At 61.8% G+C, this 25225-nt stretch carries 25 protein-coding genes; 16 read left to right on the top strand and 9 right to left on the bottom strand.

Translation table 11 applies throughout. The features are described 5' to 3' along the window. The first annotated feature begins 102 nt into the window (after positions 1-102). From BW967_RS13115 to BW967_RS13095, 5 genes are all read left to right on the top strand, one after another. Positions 103-732, top strand: a complete 630-nt coding sequence (locus BW967_RS13115) for an ATP-dependent Clp protease proteolytic subunit (RefSeq protein WP_076485548.1) — start codon at positions 103-105, stop codon at positions 730-732. A gap of 117 nt (positions 733-849) precedes the next feature. Next, positions 850-2121, top strand: a complete 1272-nt coding sequence (gene clpX, locus BW967_RS13110; RefSeq protein ID WP_076485547.1) for an ATP-dependent Clp protease ATP-binding subunit ClpX — start codon at positions 850-852, stop codon at positions 2119-2121. Positions 2122-2238: 117 nt separating this feature from the next. Next, on the top strand, positions 2239-2613 hold the full coding sequence (locus BW967_RS13105) for an NADH:ubiquinone oxidoreductase subunit NDUFA12 (protein WP_076485546.1): 375 nt from the start codon (positions 2239-2241) through the stop codon (positions 2611-2613). A 21-nt stretch (positions 2614-2634) separates the two neighbouring features. Continuing rightward, a complete protein-coding gene (mlaD, locus tag BW967_RS13100) occupies positions 2635-3090 on the top strand; it encodes an outer membrane lipid asymmetry maintenance protein MlaD (RefSeq protein WP_076485545.1) in 456 nt (151 codons plus the stop codon). Continuing rightward, positions 3087-3455: a DUF2155 domain-containing protein gene (locus tag BW967_RS13095; RefSeq protein ID WP_076485544.1), complete on the top strand. Its 369-nt coding sequence runs from the start codon at positions 3087-3089 to the stop codon at positions 3453-3455. Before mlaD ends, BW967_RS13095 begins: the two co-directional genes overlap by 4 nt. Here BW967_RS13095 and aat read toward each other — a convergent pair. Beyond that, positions 3419-4057 carry a leucyl/phenylalanyl-tRNA--protein transferase gene (aat, locus tag BW967_RS13090; RefSeq protein ID WP_108188571.1) on the bottom strand — a complete coding sequence of 213 codons (639 nt, stop codon included), beginning with the start codon at positions 4055-4057 and terminating at the stop codon, positions 3419-3421. The genes BW967_RS13095 and aat overlap by 37 nt on opposite strands. Before the next feature lie 64 nt (positions 4058-4121). Between aat and BW967_RS13085 the strand changes: the two genes are divergently transcribed. Beyond that, positions 4122-4829 carry a class I SAM-dependent methyltransferase gene (locus BW967_RS13085; RefSeq protein ID WP_076485543.1) on the top strand — a complete coding sequence of 236 codons (708 nt, stop codon included), beginning with the start codon at positions 4122-4124 and terminating at the stop codon, positions 4827-4829. A gap of 30 nt (positions 4830-4859) precedes the next feature. Here the strand turns inward: BW967_RS13085 and accC are convergent, their stop codons facing one another. The 3 genes from accC to BW967_RS13070 form a co-directional block, all read right to left on the bottom strand. Continuing rightward, positions 4860-6206 carry an acetyl-CoA carboxylase biotin carboxylase subunit gene (accC, locus tag BW967_RS13080; protein ID WP_076485542.1) on the bottom strand — a complete coding sequence of 449 codons (1347 nt, stop codon included), beginning with the start codon at positions 6204-6206 and terminating at the stop codon, positions 4860-4862. A gap of 7 nt (positions 6207-6213) precedes the next feature. Continuing rightward, positions 6214-6714, bottom strand: coding sequence for an acetyl-CoA carboxylase biotin carboxyl carrier protein (gene accB / locus BW967_RS13075; protein ID WP_076485541.1), 501 nt, complete (start codon positions 6712-6714; stop codon positions 6214-6216). Between the two features lie 346 nt (positions 6715-7060). Then, positions 7061-7585 (bottom strand): hypothetical protein, encoded by a 525-nt coding sequence (locus BW967_RS13070; RefSeq protein WP_076485540.1) that lies wholly within the window; start codon positions 7583-7585, stop codon positions 7061-7063. 169 nt (positions 7586-7754) lie between these two features. Here BW967_RS13070 and BW967_RS13065 point away from each other — a divergent pair, with 169 nt between their 5' ends. The 4 genes from BW967_RS13065 (at position 7755) to BW967_RS13050 (ending at position 12381) form a co-directional block, all read left to right on the top strand. Continuing rightward, a complete protein-coding gene (locus BW967_RS13065) occupies positions 7755-8405 on the top strand; it encodes an ABC transporter ATP-binding protein (protein ID WP_083952235.1) in 651 nt (216 codons plus the stop codon). Then, complete coding sequence (locus BW967_RS13060) at positions 8402-10801, top strand: ABC transporter permease (protein ID WP_076485539.1); 2400 nt, start codon at positions 8402-8404, stop codon at positions 10799-10801. Before BW967_RS13065 ends, BW967_RS13060 begins: the two co-directional genes overlap by 4 nt. Then, positions 10791-11840 carry a lipocalin-like domain-containing protein gene (locus BW967_RS13055; RefSeq protein ID WP_076485538.1) on the top strand — a complete coding sequence of 350 codons (1050 nt, stop codon included), beginning with the start codon at positions 10791-10793 and terminating at the stop codon, positions 11838-11840. Before BW967_RS13060 ends, BW967_RS13055 begins: the two co-directional genes overlap by 11 nt. Before the next feature lie 145 nt (positions 11841-11985). After that, a complete protein-coding gene (locus BW967_RS13050; protein WP_076485537.1) occupies positions 11986-12381 on the top strand; it encodes a hypothetical protein in 396 nt (131 codons plus the stop codon). Positions 12382-12405: 24 nt separating this feature from the next. Here the strand turns inward: BW967_RS13050 and BW967_RS13045 are convergent, their stop codons facing one another. The 5 genes from BW967_RS13045 to BW967_RS13020 all read right to left on the bottom strand — a co-directional run bounded on the left by BW967_RS13045 (position 12406) and on the right by BW967_RS13020 (position 19063). Then, positions 12406-13131 (bottom strand): NAD(P)-binding domain-containing protein, encoded by a 726-nt coding sequence (locus BW967_RS13045; protein ID WP_076485536.1) that lies wholly within the window; start codon positions 13129-13131, stop codon positions 12406-12408. Positions 13132-13156: 25 nt separating this feature from the next. Continuing rightward, positions 13157-15235, bottom strand: a complete 2079-nt coding sequence (locus BW967_RS13040) for a TRAP transporter permease (RefSeq protein WP_076485535.1) — start codon at positions 15233-15235, stop codon at positions 13157-13159. A gap of 84 nt (positions 15236-15319) precedes the next feature. Next, complete coding sequence (locus tag BW967_RS13035; RefSeq protein ID WP_076485534.1) at positions 15320-16324, bottom strand: TAXI family TRAP transporter solute-binding subunit; 1005 nt, start codon at positions 16322-16324, stop codon at positions 15320-15322. A 217-nt stretch (positions 16325-16541) separates the two neighbouring features. Next, positions 16542-18107 carry an autoinducer-2 kinase gene (lsrK, locus tag BW967_RS13025; protein WP_076485532.1) on the bottom strand — a complete coding sequence of 522 codons (1566 nt, stop codon included), beginning with the start codon at positions 18105-18107 and terminating at the stop codon, positions 16542-16544. Continuing rightward, positions 18107-19063 (bottom strand): sugar-binding transcriptional regulator, encoded by a 957-nt coding sequence (locus BW967_RS13020; RefSeq protein ID WP_076485531.1) that lies wholly within the window; start codon positions 19061-19063, stop codon positions 18107-18109. The genes lsrK and BW967_RS13020 overlap by 1 nt, the downstream gene beginning before the upstream one ends. 264 nt (positions 19064-19327) lie before the next feature. Between BW967_RS13020 and BW967_RS13015 the strand changes: the two genes are divergently transcribed. From BW967_RS13015 to lsrB, 6 genes are all read left to right on the top strand, one after another. Beyond that, positions 19328-19645, top strand: coding sequence for an antibiotic biosynthesis monooxygenase (locus tag BW967_RS13015; RefSeq protein WP_076485530.1), 318 nt, complete (start codon positions 19328-19330; stop codon positions 19643-19645). A 5-nt stretch (positions 19646-19650) separates the two neighbouring features. Further along, positions 19651-20373 carry a beta/alpha barrel domain-containing protein gene (locus BW967_RS13010; protein ID WP_076485529.1) on the top strand — a complete coding sequence of 241 codons (723 nt, stop codon included), beginning with the start codon at positions 19651-19653 and terminating at the stop codon, positions 20371-20373. Next, positions 20366-21862 carry a sugar ABC transporter ATP-binding protein gene (locus BW967_RS13005; protein WP_076485528.1) on the top strand — a complete coding sequence of 499 codons (1497 nt, stop codon included), beginning with the start codon at positions 20366-20368 and terminating at the stop codon, positions 21860-21862. The genes BW967_RS13010 and BW967_RS13005 overlap by 8 nt, the downstream gene beginning before the upstream one ends. Further along, positions 21859-22890 (top strand): ABC transporter permease subunit, encoded by a 1032-nt coding sequence (locus tag BW967_RS13000; protein WP_076485527.1) that lies wholly within the window; start codon positions 21859-21861, stop codon positions 22888-22890. Before BW967_RS13005 ends, BW967_RS13000 begins: the two co-directional genes overlap by 4 nt. After that, positions 22887-23936, top strand: a complete 1050-nt coding sequence (locus BW967_RS12995) for an ABC transporter permease subunit (RefSeq protein WP_097081856.1) — start codon at positions 22887-22889, stop codon at positions 23934-23936. Before BW967_RS13000 ends, BW967_RS12995 begins: the two co-directional genes overlap by 4 nt. 75 nt (positions 23937-24011) lie before the next feature. After that, the gene (lsrB, locus tag BW967_RS12990; protein WP_076485526.1) at positions 24012-25046 is read left to right on the top strand and encodes an autoinducer 2 ABC transporter substrate-binding protein LsrB; all 1035 of its coding nucleotides are present in this window, start codon (positions 24012-24014) and stop codon (positions 25044-25046) included. Positions 25047-25225 lie beyond the last annotated feature (179 nt).

Raw genomic sequence — 25225 nt, 5'->3', positions numbered from 1 at the left:
GCTTTTCCTGTGGCCGCCCTTGCAGGGTGGGCGTGGCAACACTAAGACTCAGGTAAGTATCTCGCGCTAAAGCTGTGCGAGCATTATCAGGAGAGGCAGCAGATGAAAGATCCGGTCGACCTTTACATGAACACGCTCGTGCCGATGGTGGTCGAGCAAACCTCGCGCGGCGAGCGGGCCTATGACATCTTCTCGCGACTGCTCAAGGAACGGATCATCTTCCTTGCGGGCCCGTTCCATGATGGCATGTCGAGCCTGATCTGCGCGCAGCTTTTGTTCCTTGAGGCCGAGAACCCGTCGAAAGAGATTTCGATGTATATCAACAGCCCCGGCGGCGTTGTGACCTCGGGTCTCGCGATCTATGACACGATGCAATACATCCGCCCGAAAGTGTCGACGCTGGTGATTGGCCAAGCCGCTTCGATGGGCTCGGTGATTTCTTGCGCGGGCGAAAAGGGCATGCGCTTCTCGCTGCCGAATTCGCGGATCATGGTGCACCAGCCGTCCGGCGGGTTCCAAGGTCAGGCGACCGATATCATGATCCATGCGCGCGAAACCGAAAAGATTCGCCAACGTCTCTACGAAATCTACGTGAAGCACACCGGCCGCACGATGGAAGAAGTGGGTGAGGCTCTGGAACGTGACCGCTTCATGTCGCCCGAAGAGGCGCTGGAATGGGGCCACATTGATGAAATTCTCGCCGCCCGCCCAGGCTTGGATGGCGAAAAGTAACAGTAGGATGACCCGCCTTAACCGGAGTGGGGAATTTACGATTGAGAACAACGTGGGGCTGCCCTAGACTTTAAGGACAGCCCACCACAGCCCCTTGGGGGCATTTTGAGGATGACGATGGCGAACAATCAAGGCTCCGACAGCAAGAACACGCTCTACTGCTCGTTCTGCGGCAAGAGCCAGCATGAGGTGCGCAAACTCATCGCCGGCCCGACGGTGTTCATCTGCGACGAATGTGTCGAACTGTGTATGGACATCATCCGCGAGGAGACGAAAACCACCGGCCTGAAGGCCACCGATGGCGTGCCGACCCCGCGCGACATTGCCAAAGTGCTTGATGATTACGTGATCGGCCAAATGCATGCCAAGCGCGTGCTCGCCGTGGCCGTGCACAACCACTACAAGCGTCTCAACCACGCCTCCAAGCAGGATGTGGAACTGGCGAAATCGAACATTCTGCTGATCGGCCCGACGGGCTGCGGTAAAACGCTTCTGGCGCAAACGCTGGCGCGTATTCTGGATGTGCCCTTCACGATGGCCGATGCCACCACGCTGACCGAAGCGGGTTACGTGGGCGAGGATGTGGAAAACATCATCCTCAAGCTTCTGCAGGCGTCGGAATATAACGTCGAGCGGGCGCAGCGCGGCATCGTGTATATCGACGAGGTCGATAAGATCACCCGCAAGTCGGACAACCCCTCGATCACCCGCGACGTGTCGGGCGAGGGCGTGCAGCAGGCCCTTCTCAAGATCATGGAAGGCACGGTCGCTTCGGTGCCGCCGCAAGGGGGCCGCAAGCATCCGCAGCAGGAATTCCTGCAAGTGGATACGACCAACATCCTGTTTATCTGCGGCGGCGCTTTCGCTGGCTTGGATCGAATCATCGCGCAACGCGGCAAAGGCTCGGCGATGGGCTTTGGCGCGGATGTGAAAGATCCGGAATCGCGTGGTGCGGGCGAGCTGTTCAAAGAGCTCGAACCGGAAGATCTGCTGAAATTCGGCCTGATCCCGGAATTCGTTGGCCGTCTGCCGGTGATTGCGACGCTGGAAGACCTTGATGAAGCGGCACTGGTGACGATTTTGACCGAGCCGAAAAACGCTTTGGTCAAGCAATACCAACGTCTCTTCGAGATTGAAGACGTGAAGCTGACCTTCACCCCCGATGCGCTTAATGCGATTGCCGCGCGGGCGATCCAACGCAAAACCGGGGCGCGGGGGCTGCGCTCGATCCTCGAAGACATCCTGCTCGACACGATGTTTGAACTGCCCGGCATGGAAAACGTGCAAGAGGTGGTGGTCAACGAAGAGGCCGTCGAAGTGGGTGGCAGCGCCAAGCCGCTGTTGATTTACGCCGACGACGCGAAAAAAGAGCCGAAATCGGCTGGTTAAGCCCCGAAGCTTGGGGAAAAGGGCGGGGAAACCCGCCCTTTGTTTTTGCCGCCCGCGCGAGGGGCTGGACGTAATTGTCGCACCCGCTATAAGGGGGCAAATGCTGGGAGAGAGACGATGAAATTCCTGCTGCGCCTGCTGACCTGGTGGAACGACCAGACCCTTGGCACCCAGATCTATACCGCCCGCAACGGCGTGAAGGTCGGGGAAGATGCCGAAGGCAACCGCTATTTCCAAAGCAAAGACGGCAAGCGCCGCTGGGTCATCTACAATGGCGAATGCCAAGCCAGCCGCATTCCGCCGGATTGGCATGGCTGGATGCACCACACCTGGGACGAGCCGCCGACCACCAAGCCCTTGGCGCATAAGGGGTGGGAACTGCCCCACCAAGAAAACCAAACGGGTTTGGCCTCGGCCTATATTCCACCGGGGTCGCTGCGCCGCGCCGCGCCGGTGGAGCGCCGCGACTATGAGGCATGGCAGCCGGAGTGATCCGGCAACAGGATCTTTAAGATGAGCGAGAATCGCGTCGAAGTGCTGACCGGTGCGGCTGTTTTGGCCGTTGCGGTCGGCTTTTTTCTTTGGGCCGGGCAGGGGCATGGGCTCTCGACCGGGGCGGGGAGTTATCCGCTGAAAGCCTCTTTCCGCTCGGTGGAAGGGGTGAGCCTTGGCACCGATGTGCGGATGGCGGGCGTCAAGATCGGCACGGTCACCGATATCGCGCTTAACACCCAGACGTTTTTTGCCGACACCACCTTTAGCGTGCAAGACGGGATCGAGATCCCGGATGATTCCCAAGTGATCGTTGCTTCTGAGGGGCTTTTGGGCGGCGCTTTCGTCGAAATCCTGCCCGGTGGTAGCTTGATCAACCTTGGCCCCGGCGAAGAGGTGATCGACACGCAGGGCGCGGTCTCGACGCTCGGGCTGCTGATGAAATTTGCGGGCGGCGGCTCGGAGGACAGCCAATGATCCGCAAGGCCTTGATGGCGATTGTTCTTTCGGGCTCTGCGCTTTGCGCGCAAGAGGCGCCCGAGGGCTTGGCCGATGCGCCCGGCGCCTATCTGCGCGGGTTGGATAAAATCGCCGCTGCGGCGAGCGATATCACGCTCTCAGTGGGGGATACGGTCGATTACGGCTCGCTGTCGGTGCGCTTGGTGCAATGCCGTTACCCGGCAGAAGACCCGGCCTCAAACGCCTATGCCTACTTGGAAATCACCGACCGTTCGGTTGATGAGGTGGTGTTTCAGGGCTGGATGATCGCGCAAAACCCGGCACTTTCGGCGCTGGATCATCAGCGCTACGATGTTTGGGTTCTGCGCTGCAAGATTGACTGAACATCGGGGATCTCGGGCGCGGTGAAATCCGCTGTCACCGCCAGTGCCTCTGCCAACCGCTGGCGATAGATCGCCCGGGGGATTTCCACCCCGCCCATGCTTTTGAGATGCGGCGTCAGATATTGCGTATCAAACAGCACAAAGCCTGCGCGAAGCAGCCGGTCCACCGTATAGGCGAGCGCGATTTTTGAGGCGCTGCGGCGGCGCGAGAACATGCTTTCACCAAAGAAGGCCCCGCCCAAGGTGACGCCGAAAATGCCGCCCACGAGCGTTTCGCCCTCCCACACCTCAAGCGCATGGGCCGCGCCCATCGCGTGTAGCGCGTCATAAAGCTCAAACAGCGCGTCGTTGATCCAAGTTTCGTCGCGCTCCGCGCACCCTTCCACCACGGCGCGAAAGGCGGTGTCGGTGCGAATTGTATAAGGCATCTGGCGCATTTCGCGGGCCAGCGAGCGTGAAATGTGGAGATTGTTCAAGGGAATGATCCCACGCAGGCGCGGCTCAAACCAATGCAACTCGGTCGCGTCGCGCGCGGCCGCCATCGGAAAAATGCCCTGCGCATAGGCCGAGATCAGAAGGTCTGGGCTGAGCTTCACCGCCATTTGTTGCCAATTGCCACTGTTGCCCCTAGTCTTCCCGAAATAGACAGGAAAAAGCGGCAATACCATGGGATTTTTCAATTTTCTTCAGGGTCTCGACCGTTACGCCGAAGATAAGCCGGGGATTAAGCGGCTCAATCTGCGCCATGATTACCTGATCGAACCAATCCGCAAAGAGTTGCAAGGCGCACGTGTTCTGGACCTTGCCGCCCATGACGGGCGCTGGTCTTACGCTTTTGCCTCTGCGGGCGCGCGCGAGGTGGTGGGGATCGAGGGCCGCCCGCATCTGGTGGAGCGCTTTCAGCAGTTTCCCGAAGGGTTGGCGAAGGATCGTGTTGATCTGCGCGTCGGCGATATTTTCGAGGGGCTGGAAGCCGAGCTAAAGGCTGGCGAAGCCTATGATGTGATTGGGGTTTTGGGTATTTTCTATCACATCATGGACCATTTCCGGCTGCTGCAGTTGGTGACCCGGTTCAAGCCGAAGCTGATCGTGATTGATAGTGAATTTGCGCTGCGCCCCGGTCAGGTGATCATGCTGATCCGCGAAGACCCATCGAAAGACCTCAATGCGCTGCCGCAGACCGAGGGACAGGAAAAGGCGCTGATCGGCATCCCGAGTGTGACGGCGCTGGAGGCGATGGCCGATGTCTTGGGCTACACCGTGGAATGGGCCGATTGGGAACTGGTGCCGCAGGGCAAGCGCGGGCCGGTCTTTGATTATTACCGCCCCGAAACGAAGCGCCGCGGCACAGCGTATCTGCGCCCGAGAGCCTAAGAAAAACGCCCCCTTTCGGGGGCGCTTTCGTTAGCCGTAGGTGCGGGCGAGCCATTTCTCGAGCCAGTGGATCGAGTAGTCGCCGCCCTGAATATCGGGCTCTTCCAGAAGCTGGCGGAACAGCGGGATCGTGGTGTCCACGCCATCCACGATCAGCTCGCCCAAGGCCCGGTTGAGCCGCGCCAAAGCCTCTTGCCGATCAAGCCCATGCACGATCAGCTTGCCGATCAAGCTGTCGTAATAGGGCGGGATTTTATAGCCGTCATACAACGCCGAATCGATCCGCACGCCCAGCCCGCCGGGGGCATGGTATTGCGTGATCTTGCCGGGGCAGGGCGCGAAATTCGGCAGCCGCTCCGCGTTGATCCGCACTTCAATCGCATGGCCGCGGATTTGCAGGTCTTCTTGACGGAAGCTCATTTCCTCGCCCGCCGCGACGCGGATTTGCTCGCGCACGAGGTCCACGCCAAAGATGCCCTCGGTCACCGGATGTTCCACCTGCAAACGGGTGTTCATCTCGATGAAGTAGAACTCGCCATCTTCGAACAGGAATTCGATCGTGCCCGCGCCCGAATAGCCGAGCTCGCCCATCGCATTGGCGCAGATCATGCCGATCCGGTCGCGCTGTTCGGGGGTGATGCAAGGGCCGGGGGCCTCTTCAAACACCTTTTGGTGGCGGCGTTGCAGCGAGCAATCGCGCTCGCCCAAATGCACCGCGCGGCCACGGCCATCGCCAAAGACCTGCACCTCGATGTGACGCGGTTTTTGGAGATATTTCTCCATGTAAACCTCGTCATTGCCGAAGGCGGCTTTCGCTTCCGAGCGCGCTGTGCGGAAGGCGATCTCGATCTCATCGGCGTTGAGCGCGACTTTCATGCCGCGCCCGCCACCACCCGCGGTGGCTTTGATGATCACCGGATAGCCAATCTCGGCGGCAACTTTCTTCGCGGCCTCGACATCGGGCACACCGCCATCCGAGCCCGGCACAACCGGAATACCCAGTTTCTTGGCCGTGTCTTTCGCGGTGATCTTATCGCCCATGATGCGGATATGCTCCGCCTTGGGGCCGATGAAGGCGATGCCGTGATCTTCAAGCACCTGCACGAAGGTCGCGTTTTCCGAAAGGAAGCCGTAGCCGGGGTGAATCGCTTGCGCGCCGGTGATTTCACAGGCCGCCACAATCGCCGGGATCGACAGATAGCTTTCCGACGACGGGTTCGGCCCGATGCAGACGCTTTCATCAGCCATGCGGACATGCATCGCATCGGCGTCCGCGACGGAATGCACCGCGACCGAGGCGATCCCCATCTCGCGGGCGGCTCGGATCACGCGCAGCGCGATCTCGCCCCGGTTGGCGATCAGGATCTTGTCGAACATGGGCGCCTCACTCGACGATCATCAGGGGCGCGCCGAATTCGACGGGCGCGCCATCATCGACGAGAATGCGTTTCACCGTGCCCGATTTCGGCGCCGGGATGTGGTTCATCGTCTTCATCGCTTCGACGATCAAGAGCGTTTGGCCTTCTTTGACCGTATCGCCCACTTTCACAAAGGCGTCCGCACCCGGCTCGGGGGCCAGATAGGCGGTGCCGACCATCGGCGAGGTCACGGCGCCCGGGTGGTTGGCCGGATCATCATTGGCCGGGGCGGCCGCTGCCGCCGAGGCTGCTGCCGGAGCAGCGGCCACAGCAGGCGCGGCTGCCGGGGCAGCGTAGACAGGCGCCGGGGCGGCGACAACGGTGGCTTGTTTCACCACGCGCACCTCAAGGCTGTCATCTTCGCCGTATTCCCGCACCACCGCGATTTCGGTCAGTTCGTTTTGGTTCAGAAGTTCCGCCAACGCCTGGATGAAGGCGACGTCGTTTTCATGCGATTGTTTGGTCATGCGGTCCTCGAGGTCTCTCGGTATGCCGCGGTCAGCGCCAGCGGCGGTCTTCATTGGCCGCTTATACGCGAGGCGCGCAGGGGAGGAAAGCGCGAACGGATGACGCAGGGGCACTGCGCTGCCGTGGCACATGACATGGCAAAAGCCACTGCCGCGCGCCGAGCGCTGCAATGGGCACAAAATGCACGCGCGGTGACGTGGGGCGCGCCAACCGGGTGCGAGATACAAAGATCACGACAAGCCGCGCGATCGGTCGATCGGCGGCCACAGCAAACCAATCCGGAGGGACAGCCTCCGGGCAGGGCGCAAACGCCCTCGACACTAAGCGCGGCGACAAGCGTCGCGCTTAGCGGGTCACGTCAAGATGCGGTTCGGCGGTGTCACTGCCCGCTTGCCAGTCGGTGCTCGGCATCGGTGCAGGCGGCGCTTCCGGCGCGGCTTCCTTGGGGGCCGCGTCTTGCGTTGCGGCGGCTTCCGGTTCGGCTTCCGGGGCGCGCGTGTCTTCGCTTTCTGCGGTGTAGGCCACCTCAGTACCTTGACGCGGGACAGAACGCAGTTCGGCGGCTTTCGCCTCAAGCGGTGTCACGTCGAAGGTCGGCGGCGGGCCGGTCGGCGCATCCGGGTCAGGCATCGCCTGCGCGCGGCTTTGTGCGAGCACAGCCGTTTCCAGCGTCACGTCGCGGCTGCGTGCTTTAAGCTCTTGCACGCGTTGCGCTTGCGAACTGGTATCGACATCGGCGCCAAGTTGCGAATTGGTGTTCGCGGCGTTCGATGCCGGTTCAACCGTGGTTGCTGGCGGTTTTTTCGGTGCCACTGCGCTTAGCAGTGGTGACCATCCGGTTTGGGGCATCAGCCCCGATATGCGGTCCATTCCCCACTCTCCTCATTACTATACCCCCAAGGAAAACGATGCGCCCGACAGGTTACACAAAGGTTACCAAACAGGGGTTTTCACACGCAGGGTTAACAGCGTGCAAACTGCGCAAGGCGGGCCTTTTCCTTGTGGCACGGGGACATATCTTGAAGGCGCAGGAGGGATCATGCTGCTTGAACTTTGTGATGTGGTAAAGCGCTACCCCGGGGCCGAGGCTGCGGTGCTGCGAGGCGTGTCGGTGCAAGTGCAACCCGGTGAGATGCTGGCACTTACGGGCGAGTCTGGCTCTGGCAAAAGCACGCTTTTGCATTTGGCGGGCGGGCTGGATGTGGCCGATTCCGGGCGCGTTTTGGTGGCTGGGCAGGATCTGACCGGGCTGACGGATGCCGGGCGCGCGGCTTTGCGGCGCACCACGGTGGGGGTGATCTTTCAGCAGTTCAACCTGATCCCCTCGCTTGATGTGGCCGATAATATTGCCTTTCAGGCGCGCTTGGCGGGGCGGCATGACCCGGCGCGGGCGGCGGGCCTGGCGGAGCGTTTGGGCTTGGCGGCGCAGTTGCGCAAATATCCAGAACAGCTTTCGGGCGGGCAGCAGCAGCGCGTGGCGATTGCCCGCACGCTTGCCGCCGCGCCGCGATTGGTGCTGGCCGATGAGCCCACGGGCAATTTGGATGAAGCCACGGCGGATGCTGTGTTCGATCTTTTGTGTGATCTGGTGCGCGAAACCGGGGCAGGGTTGGTCTTGGTCACCCATTCGGAACGGCTTGCCGCGCGCCTGCCGCGTAGGCTGCATCTGCAGGCTGGGGTGGTGCGGTGACCCGCGCGATCTGGGCGGCTTTGTTGGGGCATTGGCGGCGCAATCCGCTGCAATTGATCACGCTGCTCGCAGGTTTGGCGCTTGGCACGGCGCTTTGGTCCGGCGTGCAAGCGATCAATGCCGAGGCGCGGGCGAGTTATGCGGCGGCTGCCGCCACTTTGGGGGAGGGGCAATTTGCAAGTCTTGCCCCGTCGCAGGGCGGGAGCATTGCGCAATCCACCTATATCGCCTTGCGCCGCGCGGGCTGGCTGGTCTCTCCGGTGATCGAGGGGCGCTTGCGGCACGGCGCACAGACGGTGCGGATCGTCGGGATTGAGCCGTTGAGCGCCCCTTCGGGCATTATCCCCATGCCCAATGGCGTGGCCCCCGATCCTTTGCCCTTCATGTCTGGCGCGGGCCAAGTTTTTGGGCGGGCTGAGGCCTTGGCGGCCTTGCCTGATACCGTGACCGCACAGCGTGTCGCGGTGCCCGAAATCGCTCCCAACACCGTGCTGACCGATATTGGGCTCGCGCAAAGGCTTTTGAACCGTGCGGGCGAAGTGGATCGGCTACTCGTCGCATCCGATCAGCCGCTGACGCGTCGCTCGCTTGCCGAGGTGGCGCCGGGGCTGAGCGAGGTCGCCCCACAGGCCGAGGCCGATATGGCGCGGCTCACCGATAGTTTTCACCTCAACCTCACCGCCTTTGGGCTTTTGTCCTTCGCGGTGGGGCTTTTTATCGTGCATGGGGCAATTGGGCTCGCTTTTGAGCAGCGCCGGGCCATGGTGCGCACGCTGCGCGCGCTCGGTGTGCCGCTGACGCGATTGATTGGCTTGATGGCGGCGGAACTGGCACTGCTGGCGATCGTGGCGGGCGCTTTGGGCGTGGCTTTGGGCTATGCGGTGGCGGCGGCGCTTTTGCCCGATGTGGCGGCCAGCCTGCGCGGCCTTTACGGGGCCGAGGTCTCGGGCAGCCTGTCTTTGCGGCCCGCGTGGTGGCTTTCGGGGCTCGCGATTGCTTTGGGCGGCACCGCCTTGGCGGGGGGTGGTGCGCTGATTTCGCTGGCGCGTATGCCGCTTTTGGCGAGCGTACAGCCGCAAGCCCGCGCCCGTGCGCGGCGTGACCCGTGGTTGGCCGCGCTTGCTGTGGCGCTTTTGCTGCTTGCGGGCAGTTTGGCGCTGTGGGGCCATGGCTTGCGCGCGGGCTTTGTCATGCTCGGCGCGCTTTTGTTGGGCGGCGCGCTGGCGCTGCCGCCGCTTTTGGGGCAGTTTCTGCGGCTTGCTCAATCCCGTGCGCAAGGCCCGGTGGCACAATGGTTTTGGGCCGATAGCCGCGCGCAATTGCCCGGCCTCTCGCTCGCGCTGATGGCGCTTTTGTTGGCGATGGCGGCGAATGTGGGCGTGTCTACCATGGTTTCGTCGTTCCGGCTGACCTTTACCGCCTTTCTGGACCAACGCCTAGCGGCAGAGCTTTATGTGACCGCCGCGACGCCCGAACACGCGCGCGCGATCGAGGCGCTTGGTCCTCCGGTGCGGGCGGTGTTGCCGTTGATGAGTGTGGAGACCGAAATCAGCGGCCAGCCCGCCACGCTTCACGGGCTGCACGATGATGCAACCTACCGGGATAATTGGCAGTTTTTGCGCGCTGTGCCGCAGGTTTGGCGGGCTTTCGCACAGGGCGAAGGGGTGCTGATCAACGAACAGCTTTACCGCCGCGCGGGGCTGGGTTTGGGCGACGCCATCCCCATCGCGCCGGGGCTGCGCCTACCCGTCTTGGGGATTTACGGCGATTACGGCAATCCGGTCGGGCAGGTGAGCCTTTCGGAGCCGCTTTTCCGCGCCGCCTTTCCCGATGTTGCGCCGCGCCGTTTTGGCCTGCGGGTGCCGCCCGATCAGCTGCCATCGGTGCGCAGACATCTGGTGGAGGAACGGGGCATCGCACCAGATGCGATGATCGACCAATCGGGGCTGAAGGCGCTCTCGCTCACGGTGTTTGAACGCACCTTTGCCGTTACCGCGGCCCTCAATGTGCTGACGCTGGCGGTCGCGGGGTTTGCAATGCTGATGAGCCTGCTCACGCTGGCCGCGATGCGCTTGCCACAACTCGCCCCGGTTTGGGCTTTGGGGCTGACGCGGCGCTCTTTGGCAGGGCTCGATTTGCTCCGCGCTTTGGTGTTGGCCGCGCTCACGGGCGTTTTGGCGCTGCCCTTGGGGCTGGCGCTGGCTTGGGCGCTTTTGGCGGTGGTCAATGTCGAAGCCTTTGGCTGGCGCTTGCCGATGTATCTCTTTCCTGCCGATTACGCGCGGCTCACGCTGCTCTCCTTGGGGGCTGCGGGCTTGGCCGCGCTTTGGCCCGCGTGGCAGCTTTCGCGGATGGCGCCTGCGCGGCTTTTGGGGGTGTTTCGCAATGAACGCTAAGGCTTTGCTTTTCGCGCTTTTCCTGCCTCTCCCCGCCGTCGCGCAGGGGTTTGCCGGGCTTGGGGCTGAGGCCGATGGCTTTGCCTACCCGCAGCCCGGAGTGGCCTTGACCTTCCCGCAAGATCATGGCGCGCATCCCGATTACCGTATCGAGTGGTGGTATCTCACGGCGAATATGACGGGCCCCGATGGCACATCCTACGGCTTGCAATGGACGCTTTTCCGTTCTGCCCTCGCGCCCGAGCCAGCAGAAGATCAACGCGAAGGCTGGCAGAGCCCACAGCTTTGGATGGGGCATGCGGCGGTTACCACGCCCTCCGCGCATTACGTGGCCGAACGGCTGGCGCGCGGCGGCATTGGGCAAGCGGGGGTGACTGCGGCCCCATTCGAAGCGTGGATTGATGATTGGCAAATGGCGGGGCCGGGGCTGGATGATCTGCAGCTCACGGCTTCGGGTCACGACTTCGCTTATGATGTCAGGCTGACTGCCCAAGGCCCGCTTGTCGAACATGGGCAGGGGGGCTATTCGGTCAAATCCGGCGCGGGGCAGGCGAGTTATTATTATTCCCAGCCGTTTTATGCGCTGACGGGGGAATTGACCTTGCCGGAAGGGCGCGTGCCCGTCACTGGCACGGCCTGGCTGGACCGGGAATGGTCCTCGCAACCGCTCGCAGCAGATCAAAGCGGGTGGGATTGGTTCTCGCTCAGTTTCAAAGATGGTGCGCGGCTGATGGGTTTTGTGTTGCGCGGGGCTCAGGATTTCACCGCCGCCACATGGATCGCCCCCGATGGCACGCCCACAGCTTTCAAAGATGGCGCGTTTCAGGCCACGGCGCTGAAACTGCACCGCGTGGCAGGGCGAGAACTGCCAGTTTCATGGAACATCACCCTGCCCGAAAAGGGCGTTGCCGTCACTGTGCAAGCCTTAAACCCAAAGGCTTGGATGGAGGTCTCGGTGCCGTATTGGGAGGGGCCGGTGACGGTCTCGGGCAGCCATGAAGGTGTGGGCTATTTGGAAATGACGGGTTACGGGAATTAGGCGCATTTGGGCCTGCGTCTTCGCGACGCGGGACGTTTTTCCGAGCCTTGCGCTAAGCTTCTGGCGCTGCCTTGCCCTGTTTGGCTGGGGCGGTATCTCCACGGCACTATCCCAACCCATGCACGCCCCGCCAATGGAGGCTAGGATGACCGAACTCCCCGTCTTGTCTGAAGATCGCAAATGGTGGGTGATTGAGAGCCTGCGCAGCAAAACCAGCAGCGGCGAGAAGTTTCGCGCGTTTCAGGTGGCGATTGGGCAGAACTCGAAAGAGGCGCTCGCCCATGTGCAAAAGGCCGATCTGGCGCAGGAAAGCGCTTTGATGGAACAAGCGATCAAATCGGGCCAGATCGAAGATGAATGGGCATGGGAGCCGCCCAGTTGCCTGATTTCGCGCATGCAAGTGGTGTCTGTGCGCAGCGAAGAAGAGATCGCCGCGCTTGACCCGGATTTGCTGAGCATGCTGAAAGGGCACGCATTCTTTATGCAGGACTTCGAAGCCGATCCCGCCACCGCGATTGGCGGGGGGATTTATCCGGCGTAAGCGGGGGCCTTTTCGAAGAAGTGGCTAGCGGGTCAGCGCGTCAAGCCCCTCATGCAGGGCCGTCACCATGCCCGCCCGTTCCATATGCTGGCGCAGGCCTTGGTTATAGCCGCCCTCGGTATTGAGCGACGCAAGCAGCTCCGCCCCCGGGCCTGCGGCAAGGCTTGAAGAGACCAGCATCCGCAAGAAGGCCTCGCCTCGCGCGGGGTCTTGCAAATGGGGCGCGAGCCAGTTTGCGGCTTCGGCCACGAGTTGCGTGGCGGGCGAAAGCACCGCTTGCGCAGCAAGGTAAGCGCCAAGCTCGGCCCGGTCGCGCAGGGCAAAGACGGTGTTGCGTGCGCCCAAAAGCGTTTCCACCAGCGCCGTTTCCCCAAGCACCATGATCGGCGTGCCGCCTGCGGGCAGGCTGGGGTAGGGCAGCATCACGGTTTTGACAGAGGCCGGGGCAACCAAAGTGGCCACTTGATCGAGCGGCACATCTGCCATGAGCGAGATCACCTGTTGCCCCTCGCGGAAGGTGAGCGTGCCAAGGGCGGCCTCGGCATGCTCAGGCAAGAGGCCGATCAAGATCAGATCGGCGGCTTCGACCACCTGCGCATTGGCGGCAACGGTGACATTGGCAAATTCTGCTGCCAGCGCCGCCGAATAGGCCCGCCCACGTTCCGAGACCGTAATCTCATGCCCCTCGGGCGCAAGCGCGCGCACCACGGCGCTGGCAATGCTGCCCGTTCCAATCACGCCAATGCGCATGTGATCCCTCTCTCGGTTCGTTTCGTTAGGCGGTGGCCGCGTTCGGCCCGCGTGGCCATTTTTGGCGGACGATGATCGGCGCAACCAGCGCAAGCCCCACCGCCGTGGCCCCAAGGTTGGGGGCGACCAGCAAGAAGGCGGCAATCACCAAAACGATCCGCTCAAACCAGTAAAGCGGCGCGAAAAGCCAGTTGGAGACTGCCGAGGCGAGCACCCAAATGCCCAAGACCGCGCCAGAGAAGGCGAGCGCGAAAGCCTGCCATGTAAAGCCATCGGTCACGATCAAAAGTGCCGGTTGGAAGGCAAAGACAAAGGGCACCAGCGCCTTGCCCATGCTGAGCCGGAACGCGGTATTGCCCGCCTTAAACGCATTGGCGCCTGCAATGCCCGCGCCCGCATAGGCTGCCATTGCCACCGGTGGTGTCACATCGGCCAAAACCCCGTAGTAGAAGACGAAGTAATGCGCCACCATCTGCTGCACGCCCAGCATGCCCAAGATCGGCGCGGCCACGGCCACCATGATGATGTAGTTCGCGGTCGTCGGGATGCCGCAGCCCATCAAGATGCAGACAATGGCGGTGAGGATCAGCGTGAAAAGCAGCGTCAGCCCCGCCACCGTCATCACTTCAAAGGGCAGGAAGGCCAGCGTGTCGTGCAGCGATACCGCCCAGCCCTGCGCAATCGAGGTGACCATATAGGCGATTTTGAAGCCCACGCCAGTGAGTGTCACAACGCCAATCACCACGCCCACAAGCGCGGCGGCGGCGGTGACCGAAAGCGATTGTTTGGCGCCCAGGATGAAGCCCTCAATCACACCATCAAGCGTGCCGCGCAGGCCCTCAAGCAGGCCCGATTTCATCACTTGCTGGATCGCCAGCACGATGATCGACGACGAGATCGACCAGAAAGCGGCGGCAAAGGGCGTGCGGCCCGAGAGCAGCACCGCGACCAGAACCGCGAGCGGCAGCACCGAGAGCCAGCCCTTTTTCAGCACTTTCCACGCATTGGGCAGTTCTGCCGCCGACAGACCGCGCAGGCCCAGACGGCGCGCTTCAAGGTGCACCTGCACCAGCACCCCAAAGAAGTGCATGAAGGCGGGCACAAGGGCGGCGGTCAAAATCGTGGTGAGCGGCACGCCCAGATATTCGATCATCAAAAACGCCACCGCGCCCATCACCGGGGGGGTGATTTGCCCGCCGGTGGAGGCCGCCGCTTCAACAGCGGCTGCGAAATGGCGCGGGTAGCCGATGCGGATCATCGCCGGAATGGTCAGCGCGCCGGTGGTCACGGTATTGGCAATCGAGGAGCCCGAGATCGAGCCCAAAAGCGCCGAAGAGAGCACCGACACTTTGGCCGGTCCCCCGGCGTAGCGCCCCGCAAGCGCCGAGGCGATGTCGATGAAAAGTTGCCCCAGCCCGATGCGCGTGGCCATCACGCCAAACAGCACGAAGTGGAAGACATAGGTCGCAATCACCCCCAGCGCGGTGCCGTAAATCCCCTGCGAGGTCAGATAAAGGTGGTTGACGATGTTGGACCAGCTTGCGCCCGGATGCACCAAAATCCCCGGCATGGATTTGCCGAAATAGGCGTAAGCGATAAAGAGAATCGCAATCACCGGCAGCGGCCAGCCCATTGAGCGGCGTACGGCCTCCAGCAACACGCCGATCAGCACCGTGCCCATGATGATGTCGATCGGCAGCGGGTTGCCCACCCGGAAGGCCAGATCGCTATAGATCCACGGCACGTAAAGTGCGGCCACCAACCCCGCGAGGCCCAAGAGCCAATCGCTTAACGGTAGCCCCCAAGGAGCGAACACGCTGGGCCGCAGGTGTTTGCGGCCAAACGCGGCAAAACTGAGGAAAACCAACAAGATGGTGACGCCAAGGTGGAAGCCCCGGTGCACCGTCGCCTGCGGAATGCCAAAACCCGCCGTGTAGTAGTGATAGCACGATAGCAAAAACAAAATGGCGGCAGAGGCCACCATCAAGGGGCGCGCTAGAACGCGAAACCGCAATTCAGGGTCGAATTTTTCCTCGATCGCCTTCAGTTCCTCGGCGCTCAGATGACGGATCTCTTCGCTTTCGCTGTTGCGGTTTTCGGCCATGGGCGCGCTCCTTCGCATTGGGCGAGGGGGGCGCGATGGTCTTCGCGCCCCCCTGAAGGTCATAGGGTCAAGGTTTGGGGCAGCTTATTGCAGCAGGCCCGCTTCCTTGTAGAATTTTTCTGCGCCCGGATGCAGCGGGATGCCGATGCCGTCAAGCGCGGTTTCGGCGGTGATCATTTTGCCTTTGGCATGGCCCGCATCCAGTTGTTTGCGGGTGTTGGCATTCCAAAGGGCTTTGGTGATCTCATAGATCAGCTCTTCGGGTTGATCGGCGCTGGTCACCCATTGCGCGCCCACCGACAGGGTCGCGACGTCATCGGGGTTGCCTTCATAGGTGCCGCCCGGAACGGTGTCGGGGGCGAAGAATTTGTAGTCTGCGCAGATCGAGGGGGCCTCGTCGCACGAAATCGGCACCAGTTTCACGTCGTGTTGGCTGGCAAGCTCGGCAATCGCGCCAGCCGGGTAGCCGCCCACAAAGAAGAACGCATCCATCGCGCCATCGCGCATCCGGTCGGCGGCTTGGTCGGGCTTGAGGAATTCTTCTTCGATCTCATCTTCGCTCAGGCCATAACCCGCGAGGATGATTTTCGCGTCCACCAGCGTGCCCGAGCCGGGTTCATCCAGCGACACGCGCTTGCCCGCAAGGTCCGCCACGCTCGAAATGCCGGAATCGGCGCTTGCCACAAGGTGGATGCTCTCGGGGTAGAGGTTGGCAATGGCGCGCAGTTTGTCGACCGCCGGTTTGCCTTCCCAGATGCCGGTGCCGGTATAGGCCCAGGTGGCGACGTCGGATTGCGAGAAGCCGGATTCGAGCGAGCCGCCCGCAATGGCGTTGATGTTGGCAACCGAGCCGTTGGCCGAAAGCGCCGAGGCGATCAGGCCGGGCACGCCGCACGAGCCGCCTTCATCGCAAGGGCGCGAGCCGGGCGGGTTGGAGATCGCATTCGCCAGCAGGCCGCCGATCGGGTAGTAGGTGCCCGCGGTGCCGCCGGTGCCGATGCGGAAGAAGGACATGTCTTGGGCTTGCGCGACCGGGGCGGCGAGGCCAGCGGCCAGCACAAGGCCAGCAAAGAGCTTGGTATGTTTCATTGGCAGATCCTTCCTGCTGTTTTTTAGATGGCGGATGCTACCGCTATCTGCGGCAAAACCGCAACCCGTGAAAGGCGGCTGAAAGGGCCCTCTGGGCCGAACAATCTCCGAAAAATTTGCGTTTTGACGCAAGCTTCTAGCGCGAAGGGCTGCAAGAAGAAGGGCCCCGTCCCGATCTGGGGCAGGGCCGTCTTGTTTTCGGAGGCGCTGGCTGGAATCAACTGCCCGGCGCGCGCCACATCGAGGTGGTGAGCCCTGCATCCACCAGCGCTTTTTGTGCGGCATAGGCCTGCTGCCAGCGTTCGCGCGCCTCGTCATAAAGCGCGCGGTTCGCGGCATTGGGGGTTAGCGTGCGATCCCAGCGCACAAAGGCGCGGCCCGCTTCGGCGATGTTGGAAAACTGGCCCACACCCGTTGCCGCAGCGGCGGCCCCCCCCAAAGCGGTGGCTTCGCGCACTTGCGGAATGTGGATCTCGCGCCCGGTCACATCGGCCAGAATTTGCGGCCACAGCACGCCTTTCGCCGCGCCGCCCGCCAAAATCAATGGCCCAGTGCCGCCCACGCCCGCAAACGCCTCCACCCGCGCAAGGTTCACCGCAGCGACAATGGCCGCATTTTCCTGAATCGCCCGGAAGATCGAGCCTTTATTGGCGACGGCGGGGTCAATCGACAGGTTCAAAAGCGAAGGCGCGGCGTGGTACCAATTGCCGAAATCCATCGCATCCGAGAAGACCGGGATGATGCCATTGGCGCCGGGCGGCACCTGCATCGCCAATTCTTCCATCAGCGCATAGGCATCGCGGCCCGTTTCAGCGGCGATCCGCATTTCTTCTTGGCAAAAGGCGTCGCGGAACCAGCGCGCGGTAAGACCGACAAAAAAGCTGATCGCCTCGGCTTGGTTCATATCGGGGAGCGCCGCGGCATTGACCCGAAGGCGCATCGTGTCATCGACCTTACCTTTGGGGATGTTCACCACCTGCTGCCAGAAGGTGCCGCCCAAAACGGCGGCAGAGCCAAGCTCCACCACGCCAAGCCCGATGGAGCCAAGCTGCACATCGCCACCGCCCGCAACCACCGGGGTGCCCTCGGCCAGCCCTGTATCGGTGGCAGCCGCGCCCGTGACATGGCCCACAATGGTGCCGGGTTCGACGATGCGCGGGAAGATCGCGCGATCCAGCCCTGCCTTGGCGATAAGCTCATCGGACCATTGCCGGGTGGCGAGGTCCAACAGCCCGTTGGTGGAGCCATTCGTCGGTTCCACCGTGATCTCATCCGTCAGCCGTTTCGCGATCCAGTCATTGACCATGGAAATCGCGCGAACCTGCGCAAAGATTTCGGGCGCGTGTTTGCGCACCCAATTGAGCCGGGGCAGGGCGCCCAAAGCAAAAGCCTCGCCCGAGACATCATAAAACTCGCGCTCAAAAGTGTCTGACCGCGCACGCAATTCCGCCACTTCGGCGCTGGCGCGGCTGTCCACGTTGGCGCAGGCCCAAATTTCTTGACCCTTGCCATCATAAAGCACAATCGCTTCGCGCATCGAGGTGGAACTGATCGCGGCAATATCGCTGCCTTTCAGCCCGCAGCTTTCCAGCGCGCCTTTGATGCAGCGGCGCAGCAAAGCCCAGCCGCCCTCGATATCAAAGGCCATCGAGCCGGGAACACCCTCTTCGGGCAAATGCCGCCACTCTTCCTGTGCCACGCCAACTTGGCGCCCTTCACGATCAAAAATCACAGCGCGCCCGGAGCCGGTGCCGGCATCCAGAACTAGCAGGTGAGTGGACATCATTTCCTCCGCAACAATTCCCTTGCTGTTGGTTCGTCGGTCACCAGAATATTGGCGAGCCTTCCGCGCAACAGACCAAGGATAGCTTCCACTTTCTCCGGCCCCGCCGCCGCGCCGATCACCGAAGGGATCTGGCGCAGGTCATCGGGCGTGACGGCCACAACATGGCGGTGCACATCAAGGTCGAGAATCTGCCCGTCACGGTCGTAGAAATAGCCCAGCACATCGCCCACCGCGCCGCGCCGAGTGAAAAGTTCGATCTCGGCACCGGTGCAGTAGCCATAGCGCACCAAGGTCGCCGAACGCGCCACCGACCCCACGCCGATCAGCGCGGTTTTGGCGGTCAGCGCCATATCAAGAACATTGCGCACATAGGGTTCAAGCCGCAGCATCTCGGCCAATTCGGTCGAGGAAACGCGCAGCGGCGTGGGGATCAGATGCGCAAAGCCCTGCGGGCCGTAAAGCCCGGTATTGCCGATATAGGCCGAGACGCCGCCCGTCAGGCTGACAAGCGAGATGTTATTTTGCGGAAAGACCGGCGCCATATAGCGCAAGGTGGTCGAAACCGCTTCGCCCCAGCCAATTGCCAGCAGATCATTGGGGCAAAGCCCTTGCGTGAGCAGGCTTGCCGCCGCGCGACCGATGCGCGGGCCCGCCGCCAAGCCCTCTGCTTGCGGCACAACACGCGCCTGCGTTAGCCCAAAAGCGCTGACAAGTTCCTCTTGCAGGCCAAGGCTGCCCTCATGCGGGGAGTTGATGCGCAATTCGATCAACCCGGCCTGTCGCCCCTTTTCCAAAAGGCGCGAGACCTTGATACGCGAAACCCCCACCAGATCGGCGATCTGATTTTGGGTCAGCCCATCATTATAATAGTACCAAGCGGCGCGACTGATCTGCTCGACCTCCTCGGCATCGAGCAAAAAGCCGTTGTCTTGTGGCGTAGAGACCTGGCTCATGGCTGCCTCCTCCTGGCGCACAAGGGATCATTTGATCGTCATTCTGTCAACCGCCAAGCATGGCCCGATGTGTGAATGCGCAATAATTTCCCTTATTTTGCAGGTGCAGAAAGAAATGTTAGCGCTTTTCGCTGCTTGACAGGTTTGTTCAAAAGGTTTTCCATGGAACAAATGATCGGCAAACGAGTCCCGGGCCGCAGGCCTGCCGCCGATCTTCCGGGGAGCCGGAAATTAGGAGGAGGGACTCGCATAAGGAGGAGTGCGATGTTCGTTCAACTTGTCCACATTCGGGTGAAACCGGGCTGTGTAGAGCGGTTTCTCGAAGTGTTTCGTGTCAATTTTGAAGGCACCCGCGCCGAACCCGGCAACTATCGGTTCGACGTGCTGCAAGACCCCGAGGACGATCATCACTTCGTCATCTATGAGGGCTTCGTGAATGAAGCTGCGGTCGATGAGCACCGCAAAACCGCCCATTACGCCGAAGTGGTGAAGGGCCTTGCCGAGATTCAAATCGGTGGACGCGAAAAACAATTCTTCCGCATGGTCATGCCCGATCACGCTGCGGCGCTGGCCGGGGAGTAAGTCCCATGGATAGCGTTGAGCGCGCTGCGCTACAGGCCCGTGCCAAAGGCATCGGGGTCGGGATCTTTGCTGCGCCTGCCATGGCGATCGGCGCGGCGCTTGAGGCGCTTCAAGCTGCCGAAGTGCTGCATTTCGACATTATGGATGGGGTCTGGGTGCCGCAATTCACCGGCGGGCCGGGCTTTGTCTCTGCGCTGCGGGGGCAAGGGTTCTTGGATGTCCATCTGATGGTGGCGGAACCGGAAAACCAGATTGATGCTTTTGCCGCAGCGGGCGCCGATTTGATCACCGTTCATGCCGAAGCGCTGAATGCGGCCGGGGCACTGGCTGCAATCCGGGCGGCAAGCGCCTGTTTGGAAAGGCCGATCCTTGCGGGGCTGGGCGTGATGCCCGGCACTTCGCTCGAAAGCTTGGCACCGCTTTTGGCGCAAAAGCCTGATGTGATCTTGGTGCTGGCGATTGATCCGCGCGATGGTGCGCCGGCGGATGTGCCCGCCGCGGCCGAGCGGTTGGCGCAATTGCGCGCGCTTTGCGCCGATTTCGCCCCCGTAATGGCGATTGATGGCGGCATCACCGCCGACAGCATCAAAGACGCCTGTGCCACCGGGGCTGATCTGGTGGTTTCGGGTTCTGCGATTTTCAAAGCTGCCGATCCTTCGGCCATGCTGGCGCAGCTTGAAGCGGTGCGCCAAGCCGGACAAGCGGCAGCGGAGCAAGCCAATGACTGACACAACTCCCCCACTTGTGGCGCTGCGTGGCATCTGGAAGGTGTTTGAAAGCGTCACCGTTTTGCGCGGGATCGACTTTGAAATCGCCCCCGGTCAGGTGCATGCGCTTTTGGGCGGCAATGGCTCGGGCAAATCCACCATCGTCAAAATCATCTCGGGCGCTTACACGCCGACCGCTGGGACGGTTGAGGTGAATGGCACGCCGGTGGCGCTGAAAAAGCCCTCCGATGCGCATGAAAAAGGCATCTATATGGTGCCGCAAGAGCCGCATATCTTCCCCAATCTTACGGTTTTGGAAAACCTGACCATGGGGCTGGCGGGCGACCGGGCGGAGAACGCGCGCCGGGCCGAAAAAGCCGCGCAGGAAATCGGGCTCGAGGCGGATTTCTCCGCCCCCGGTGGCGAGCTTTCAATTGCCAACCAGCAATTGGTCGAGATCGTGCGGGGGCTTTTGCGCAACGCCCATGTGCTGATTTTGGATGAACCCACCTCGTCGCTCACGCGGCGCGAAGTGGCGAGCCTTGCGGCGCAGATCAAACATCTGACCGCGCAGGGGATCGGCATCCTGTTCATCTCGCACCGCCTGAATGAAGTGCTCGATTTCTCGGATCGCGTCAGCGTTCTGCGTGATGGGCATTTTGTGCTTTCGCGTCCGGCCTCAGAGCTGACCGCCGAGCAATTGGTCGAGGCGATGCTGCCCGAAGATTTCACGCCCCATGATGCCGATGCCCGCAAATGCTACCGCATCGAAGGCGCGCATCCGGTGCTGCAAGTGCGGCATCTGTCGGGCCAAGCCTTCCGCGATGTCAACTTTGACGTCTATCCCGGTGAGGTTGTGGGGATTTCGGGCGTGGTCGGCTCTGGCCGCACCGAATTTGCCGAGGCGATCTTTGGCATTGATACCGAAGCCACGGGCGAGGTGGTGATTGCGGGCAAGCCCGCCCCCGAACGCTCGCCGCAGATCTGCCAAGAGATGGGTCTGTCTTACGTGCCAGAGGATCGGCACGCGCATGGCATCTTTTTGGCACTGCCTTCGGCGCAGACCATTTCTTCTGGCGTGATGTCGATGCCCGAAGGCCGCTTCATGTCGAGTGCGGAAGAACGCAACCTTGCGACCCGTTTTATCGACAAGCTGCGCATCAAGCTCTCGTCACCGATGCAATCGGCCAAAACGCTTTCGGGCGGCAACCAGCAAAAGATCGTGCTGGCCAAAACTCTCGCGCCAGAACCGCGCGTGGTGATTTTGGACGAACCCACCCGCGGGATCGACGCGCGCGCGCGCCAAGACGTTTACCGCATCATTCGTGACCTCACCGCCGATGGCGTGGGGGTGGTCGTGATTTCCTCGGAAGTGGGGGAAATCTCGGAGGTGAGCGACCGGGTGCTGATTATGAAACGCGGGCGACTGGTCGAATTGGCCGCCGGTGTCACGGGGGTCGAGCAAATCTCGGCTGCCACCTTCGATGCGACCGGAGGCGCAGGGGCATGATGAAAATTCTCAAAAGCCGTGAGCTTCTGGTTCTGTTTTTGCTGGTGGCGATGATCTTAGCCGTCGCCACGCAAAACAAAGCGGTGCTCTATCCGTTCACGCTGATCAATATCGTGAACTCGTCTTTGTTCCTGATGCTGATCGCTGTGGGGCAGATGTTTGTGGTGCAAACACGGGGCATTGACGTCTCGGTCGGTGCGATTGCGGGCCTGTCTGCCGTGATCTTTGGCTTTGCGCTGAATGCCGGGATGCCTTTGCCGCTGGCGATGATCTGCGCACTTATCACCGGGGCCTTGGCGGGCGCGGTGAACGCTGTGGGCGTGGTCTTCATTGGCATTCCGCCGATCATCATGACGCTTGGGACCTTAGGGGCCTATCGCGGCTTCATGCGGGTGCTGACGGGTGGCAGCTGGATTGAATCGATCCCGCAAAACATCAAAAGCTTCGCCGTGACCCGTTACATGAGCATTCCGCTGATGGTTTGGGCCGTGGCGGTGCTGGTGATCGTGGTGGCCGTGCTGTTGTGGCGTATCCGCGCCGCGCGCAACTTCTATGCCGTGGGCGATAATGCCGATGGCGCTTACCTGCTGGGCATCAATGTGAAGGCCACGCGCTTTGCCGCCTTCACGCTTTCGGGCCTTTTCGCGGGGGCTGCGGCCATCGTCTTTGTCGGCCAAATTGGCTTTGTGCCAATGCAGACCGGCAACGGCCAAGAGCTGAAAGCCATCGCGGCGGTGGTTTTGGGCGGGGTCAGCCTGATGGGCGGCACGGGGTCCATTTGGTCCGCCGTCATTGGCTCTCTGTTCCTCACGGCGGTCGATAGCATGATGATCTTCCTGCATGTGCCGGGAAGCTGGAACAATGCCGTCGCAGGTGCCGTGCTTCTGGGCATCGTGGTCTTTGACTACCTGATCCGCCGCACCGTGCATAACCGCCAACTGGCTGCCCGCGCTGCCGAAATGCGCCGCGCAGAGGCCGACCAAGACCGCTCCACCAACACCACCGAAACGCGGGAGATGGCATCGTGAAAGCTTCTGTCTTTAAAAGCTGGGAATTCATGCTGGCGGCTGTGCTGGTGGTGGAACTGATCGTGCTTGGTCTGATCAACCCGGCCTTCCTCAATATCGAAAACCTGCTCTTTTCCACCTCGGACTTTGTCCATGTGATCATCGCGGCCGTGGGGTTGACGCTGGTCATCATGACCGGAGGGATGGATATTTCGGGCGTGTCGATCATGGGGCTTGCCTCGATCGTGCTGGGGCTGTCCTTCGTGGCGGGCGTGCCGATCGGCGCTTGCGCGGTGCTGGCGCTTGCCGTTGGTGTGGGGGCTGGGGCTTTCAACGGCACGGTGATCGCGAAGACCGACGTGAACCCGCTCGTCATCACGCTCGCGATGCTCTTCTTCTACGCGGGTGTCGCCTCTGGCCTGCCCACGCTGCTCGATATGATGGGCTTTGCGGTTGCCGGGGCCGGGGGCTTTGAGGCTTACCAATATGAGGGTATCTCGGGCCTGCCGAAAAGCTTCACTTGGATTGGCACAGGGGCTTTGGGCTGGGTGCCGGTGCCGCTGATCATCACCGTGGTGATCGCGGCCGGGGCGACTTATCTCATGCACCGCACCCGCTTTGGCCGGTTTTTGAAGCTGATTGGGGTTAGTGCTGATGTGGCGCGCTTCACCGGCGTTCCGGTCACGCGCACGCTTGTCACCGTCTATGCGCTCAATGGCTTTGCGGCGGCTGTCGCGGGGCTAGTGCTGACGGCTTACTTCACCTCGGCGCGCTCTGACCTTGGGGCCGAGGCACTTTTGAACATCATCACCGCCGTGGTTCTGGGCGGCTCGTCAATCTACGGCGGGCAGGGCTCGGTGCTGGGCACCTTCCTTGCGGGGCTGGTGCTGGGCTTCCTGCGGCAAGGTTTGCTGGCACTCGGCATCAGCTCCGATGTGGTGCCGGTGATCGTCGGCGCGCTTCTGATCGGATCGGTCGCGCTGAAGATCGGCATGGGTGTGCTGGGCACCCGTCGCGCCAACCGCTTGGCCTATGAGACCGAGCGCGCGGCGGTCGCGAATGGCTAACGCCCGTGGTGGGCGTGGCTAAAGAGGCCGGGGCGCGCGGCGCCTCGGTGGGAAGAACTAAGTGGAGGAACTACCATGACTTTCGGACGTATCGTGACGGGGCTTGCGATTGCATCGCTCACCACGGCGCTCACCACTTTCGCGGCCAGCGCTGACGGTGCACGCGTCGCTTTCATTCCGAAACTGACCGGTGTCGGCTTCTTCGAAAGCGGTGGTAAAGGTGCGCTTGCGATGGGCGAACAGCTTGGGATCGACGTGAAATACGACGGGCCGAGCGAAGCCTCTGTCTCGGGTCAGGTCGAGTTTATCAACAACTTCGTCAACCAAGGCTACAACGCGATCGCGATTTCCTCGCTCTCGCCCGAAGGCCTGTGTGAATCGCTCAAACGCGCGATGGACAAGGGCGTCAAGGTTCTGACCTGGGACAGCGACGTGAACCCGGAATGCCGCAGCTATTACATTGACCAAGGCACGCCCGCGCAATTGGGGGCACTCTTGGTGCAGATGACGGCCGATCAAATGGATGATCCGACCGCGCCGAAGAAAGTGGCTTTCCACTATTCCTCGCCGACCGTGACCGACCAAAACCAATGGGCCGAAGAAGCCAAGGCGCTGATCGCGAAAGAATATCCGAGCTGGGAAATCGTCGCGACCGAGTTCTCGAACCAAGATGCGCAAAAAGCCGTGCAGGTGCCGACCGCGCTTTATCAGACCTATCCTGATCTTGACGCGATCATCTGCCCCGATGCGAACGCCCTTCCAGGCTCGGCGCAAGCGGCTGAAAACCTTGGTCTTGCGGGCAAAATCATCGTCACCGGCTTCTCGACGCCGAACACGATGCGCCAATATGTGAAATCGGGCACGGTTGCGCAGTTCGGTCTGTGGGACGTGGTCACGCAGGGCAAACTCTCGGTCTATATCGCCGACCAACTCGCCAATGGGGCGACGTGGCAAGTGGGCGACACGATCGACGTTCCCGGCATCGGCACCGTCGAAGTGAGCCCTAATGCCGTGCAAGGCTATGATTATGAAGCCGAAGGCAGCGGCGTGATCTTGCTGCCCGAACGCACCGTCTTCACCGCTGAAAACATCGACGACTACGATTTCTAAGCGAAACACACGCGCGCGCCCTTTTTGAAGGGCGCGCGTACTCAAGAAGGCCGGTGCTTTGGCGCCGGCGACAACGCGCCAGCGAAAGGAACCCCTCATGGCCGATCTCGACGACATCAAGGAAGGCAAGGATTTCGGGCTCGACCAGCCTGCCGACCTGCAAGGCTTCTACCTGAAAG

Origin of the sequence: Rhodobacter aestuarii (assembly GCF_900156655.1) — a bacterium.
Taxonomy (GTDB): Bacteria; Pseudomonadota; Alphaproteobacteria; order Rhodobacterales; family Rhodobacteraceae; genus Rhodobacter; species Rhodobacter aestuarii.
The sequence above is the reverse complement of the archived record's forward strand: the minus strand, read 5'-3'. Positions and strand labels throughout refer to the sequence as shown.

Coding starts and splice junctions, on each gene's coding strand:
- BW967_RS13010 (WP_076485529.1), top strand. CDS start 19,651: ATGGATAGCGTTGAGCGCGCTGCGCTACAGGCCCGTGCCAAAGGCATC.
- BW967_RS13105 (WP_076485546.1), top strand. CDS start 2,239: ATGAAATTCCTGCTGCGCCTGCTGACCTGGTGGAACGACCAGACCCTT.
- clpX (WP_076485547.1), top strand. CDS start 850: ATGGCGAACAATCAAGGCTCCGACAGCAAGAACACGCTCTACTGCTCG.
- BW967_RS13115 (WP_076485548.1), top strand. CDS start 103: ATGAAAGATCCGGTCGACCTTTACATGAACACGCTCGTGCCGATGGTG.
- BW967_RS13045 (WP_076485536.1), bottom strand. CDS start 13,131: ATGCGCATTGGCGTGATTGGAACGGGCAGCATTGCCAGCGCCGTGGTG.
- aat (WP_108188571.1), bottom strand. CDS start 4,057: ATGGCGGTGAAGCTCAGCCCAGACCTTCTGATCTCGGCCTATGCGCAG.
- mlaD (WP_076485545.1), top strand. CDS start 2,635: ATGAGCGAGAATCGCGTCGAAGTGCTGACCGGTGCGGCTGTTTTGGCC.
- accB (WP_076485541.1), bottom strand. CDS start 6,714: ATGACCAAACAATCGCATGAAAACGACGTCGCCTTCATCCAGGCGTTG.
- BW967_RS13055 (WP_076485538.1), top strand. CDS start 10,791: ATGAACGCTAAGGCTTTGCTTTTCGCGCTTTTCCTGCCTCTCCCCGCC.
- BW967_RS13035 (WP_076485534.1), bottom strand. CDS start 16,324: ATGAAACATACCAAGCTCTTTGCTGGCCTTGTGCTGGCCGCTGGCCTC.
- BW967_RS13005 (WP_076485528.1), top strand. CDS start 20,366: ATGACTGACACAACTCCCCCACTTGTGGCGCTGCGTGGCATCTGGAAG.
- BW967_RS13000 (WP_076485527.1), top strand. CDS start 21,859: ATGATGAAAATTCTCAAAAGCCGTGAGCTTCTGGTTCTGTTTTTGCTG.
- BW967_RS13040 (WP_076485535.1), bottom strand. CDS start 15,235: ATGGCCGAAAACCGCAACAGCGAAAGCGAAGAGATCCGTCATCTGAGC.
- BW967_RS13095 (WP_076485544.1), top strand. CDS start 3,087: ATGATCCGCAAGGCCTTGATGGCGATTGTTCTTTCGGGCTCTGCGCTT.
- lsrK (WP_076485532.1), bottom strand. CDS start 18,107: ATGTCCACTCACCTGCTAGTTCTGGATGCCGGCACCGGCTCCGGGCGC.
- BW967_RS13065 (WP_083952235.1), top strand. CDS start 7,755: ATGCTGCTTGAACTTTGTGATGTGGTAAAGCGCTACCCCGGGGCCGAG.
- BW967_RS13020 (WP_076485531.1), bottom strand. CDS start 19,063: ATGAGCCAGGTCTCTACGCCACAAGACAACGGCTTTTTGCTCGATGCC.
- BW967_RS13050 (WP_076485537.1), top strand. CDS start 11,986: ATGACCGAACTCCCCGTCTTGTCTGAAGATCGCAAATGGTGGGTGATT.
- BW967_RS13070 (WP_076485540.1), bottom strand. CDS start 7,585: ATGGACCGCATATCGGGGCTGATGCCCCAAACCGGATGGTCACCACTG.
- BW967_RS13085 (WP_076485543.1), top strand. CDS start 4,122: ATGGGATTTTTCAATTTTCTTCAGGGTCTCGACCGTTACGCCGAAGAT.
- accC (WP_076485542.1), bottom strand. CDS start 6,206: ATGTTCGACAAGATCCTGATCGCCAACCGGGGCGAGATCGCGCTGCGC.
- lsrB (WP_076485526.1), top strand. CDS start 24,012: ATGACTTTCGGACGTATCGTGACGGGGCTTGCGATTGCATCGCTCACC.
- BW967_RS13015 (WP_076485530.1), top strand. CDS start 19,328: ATGTTCGTTCAACTTGTCCACATTCGGGTGAAACCGGGCTGTGTAGAG.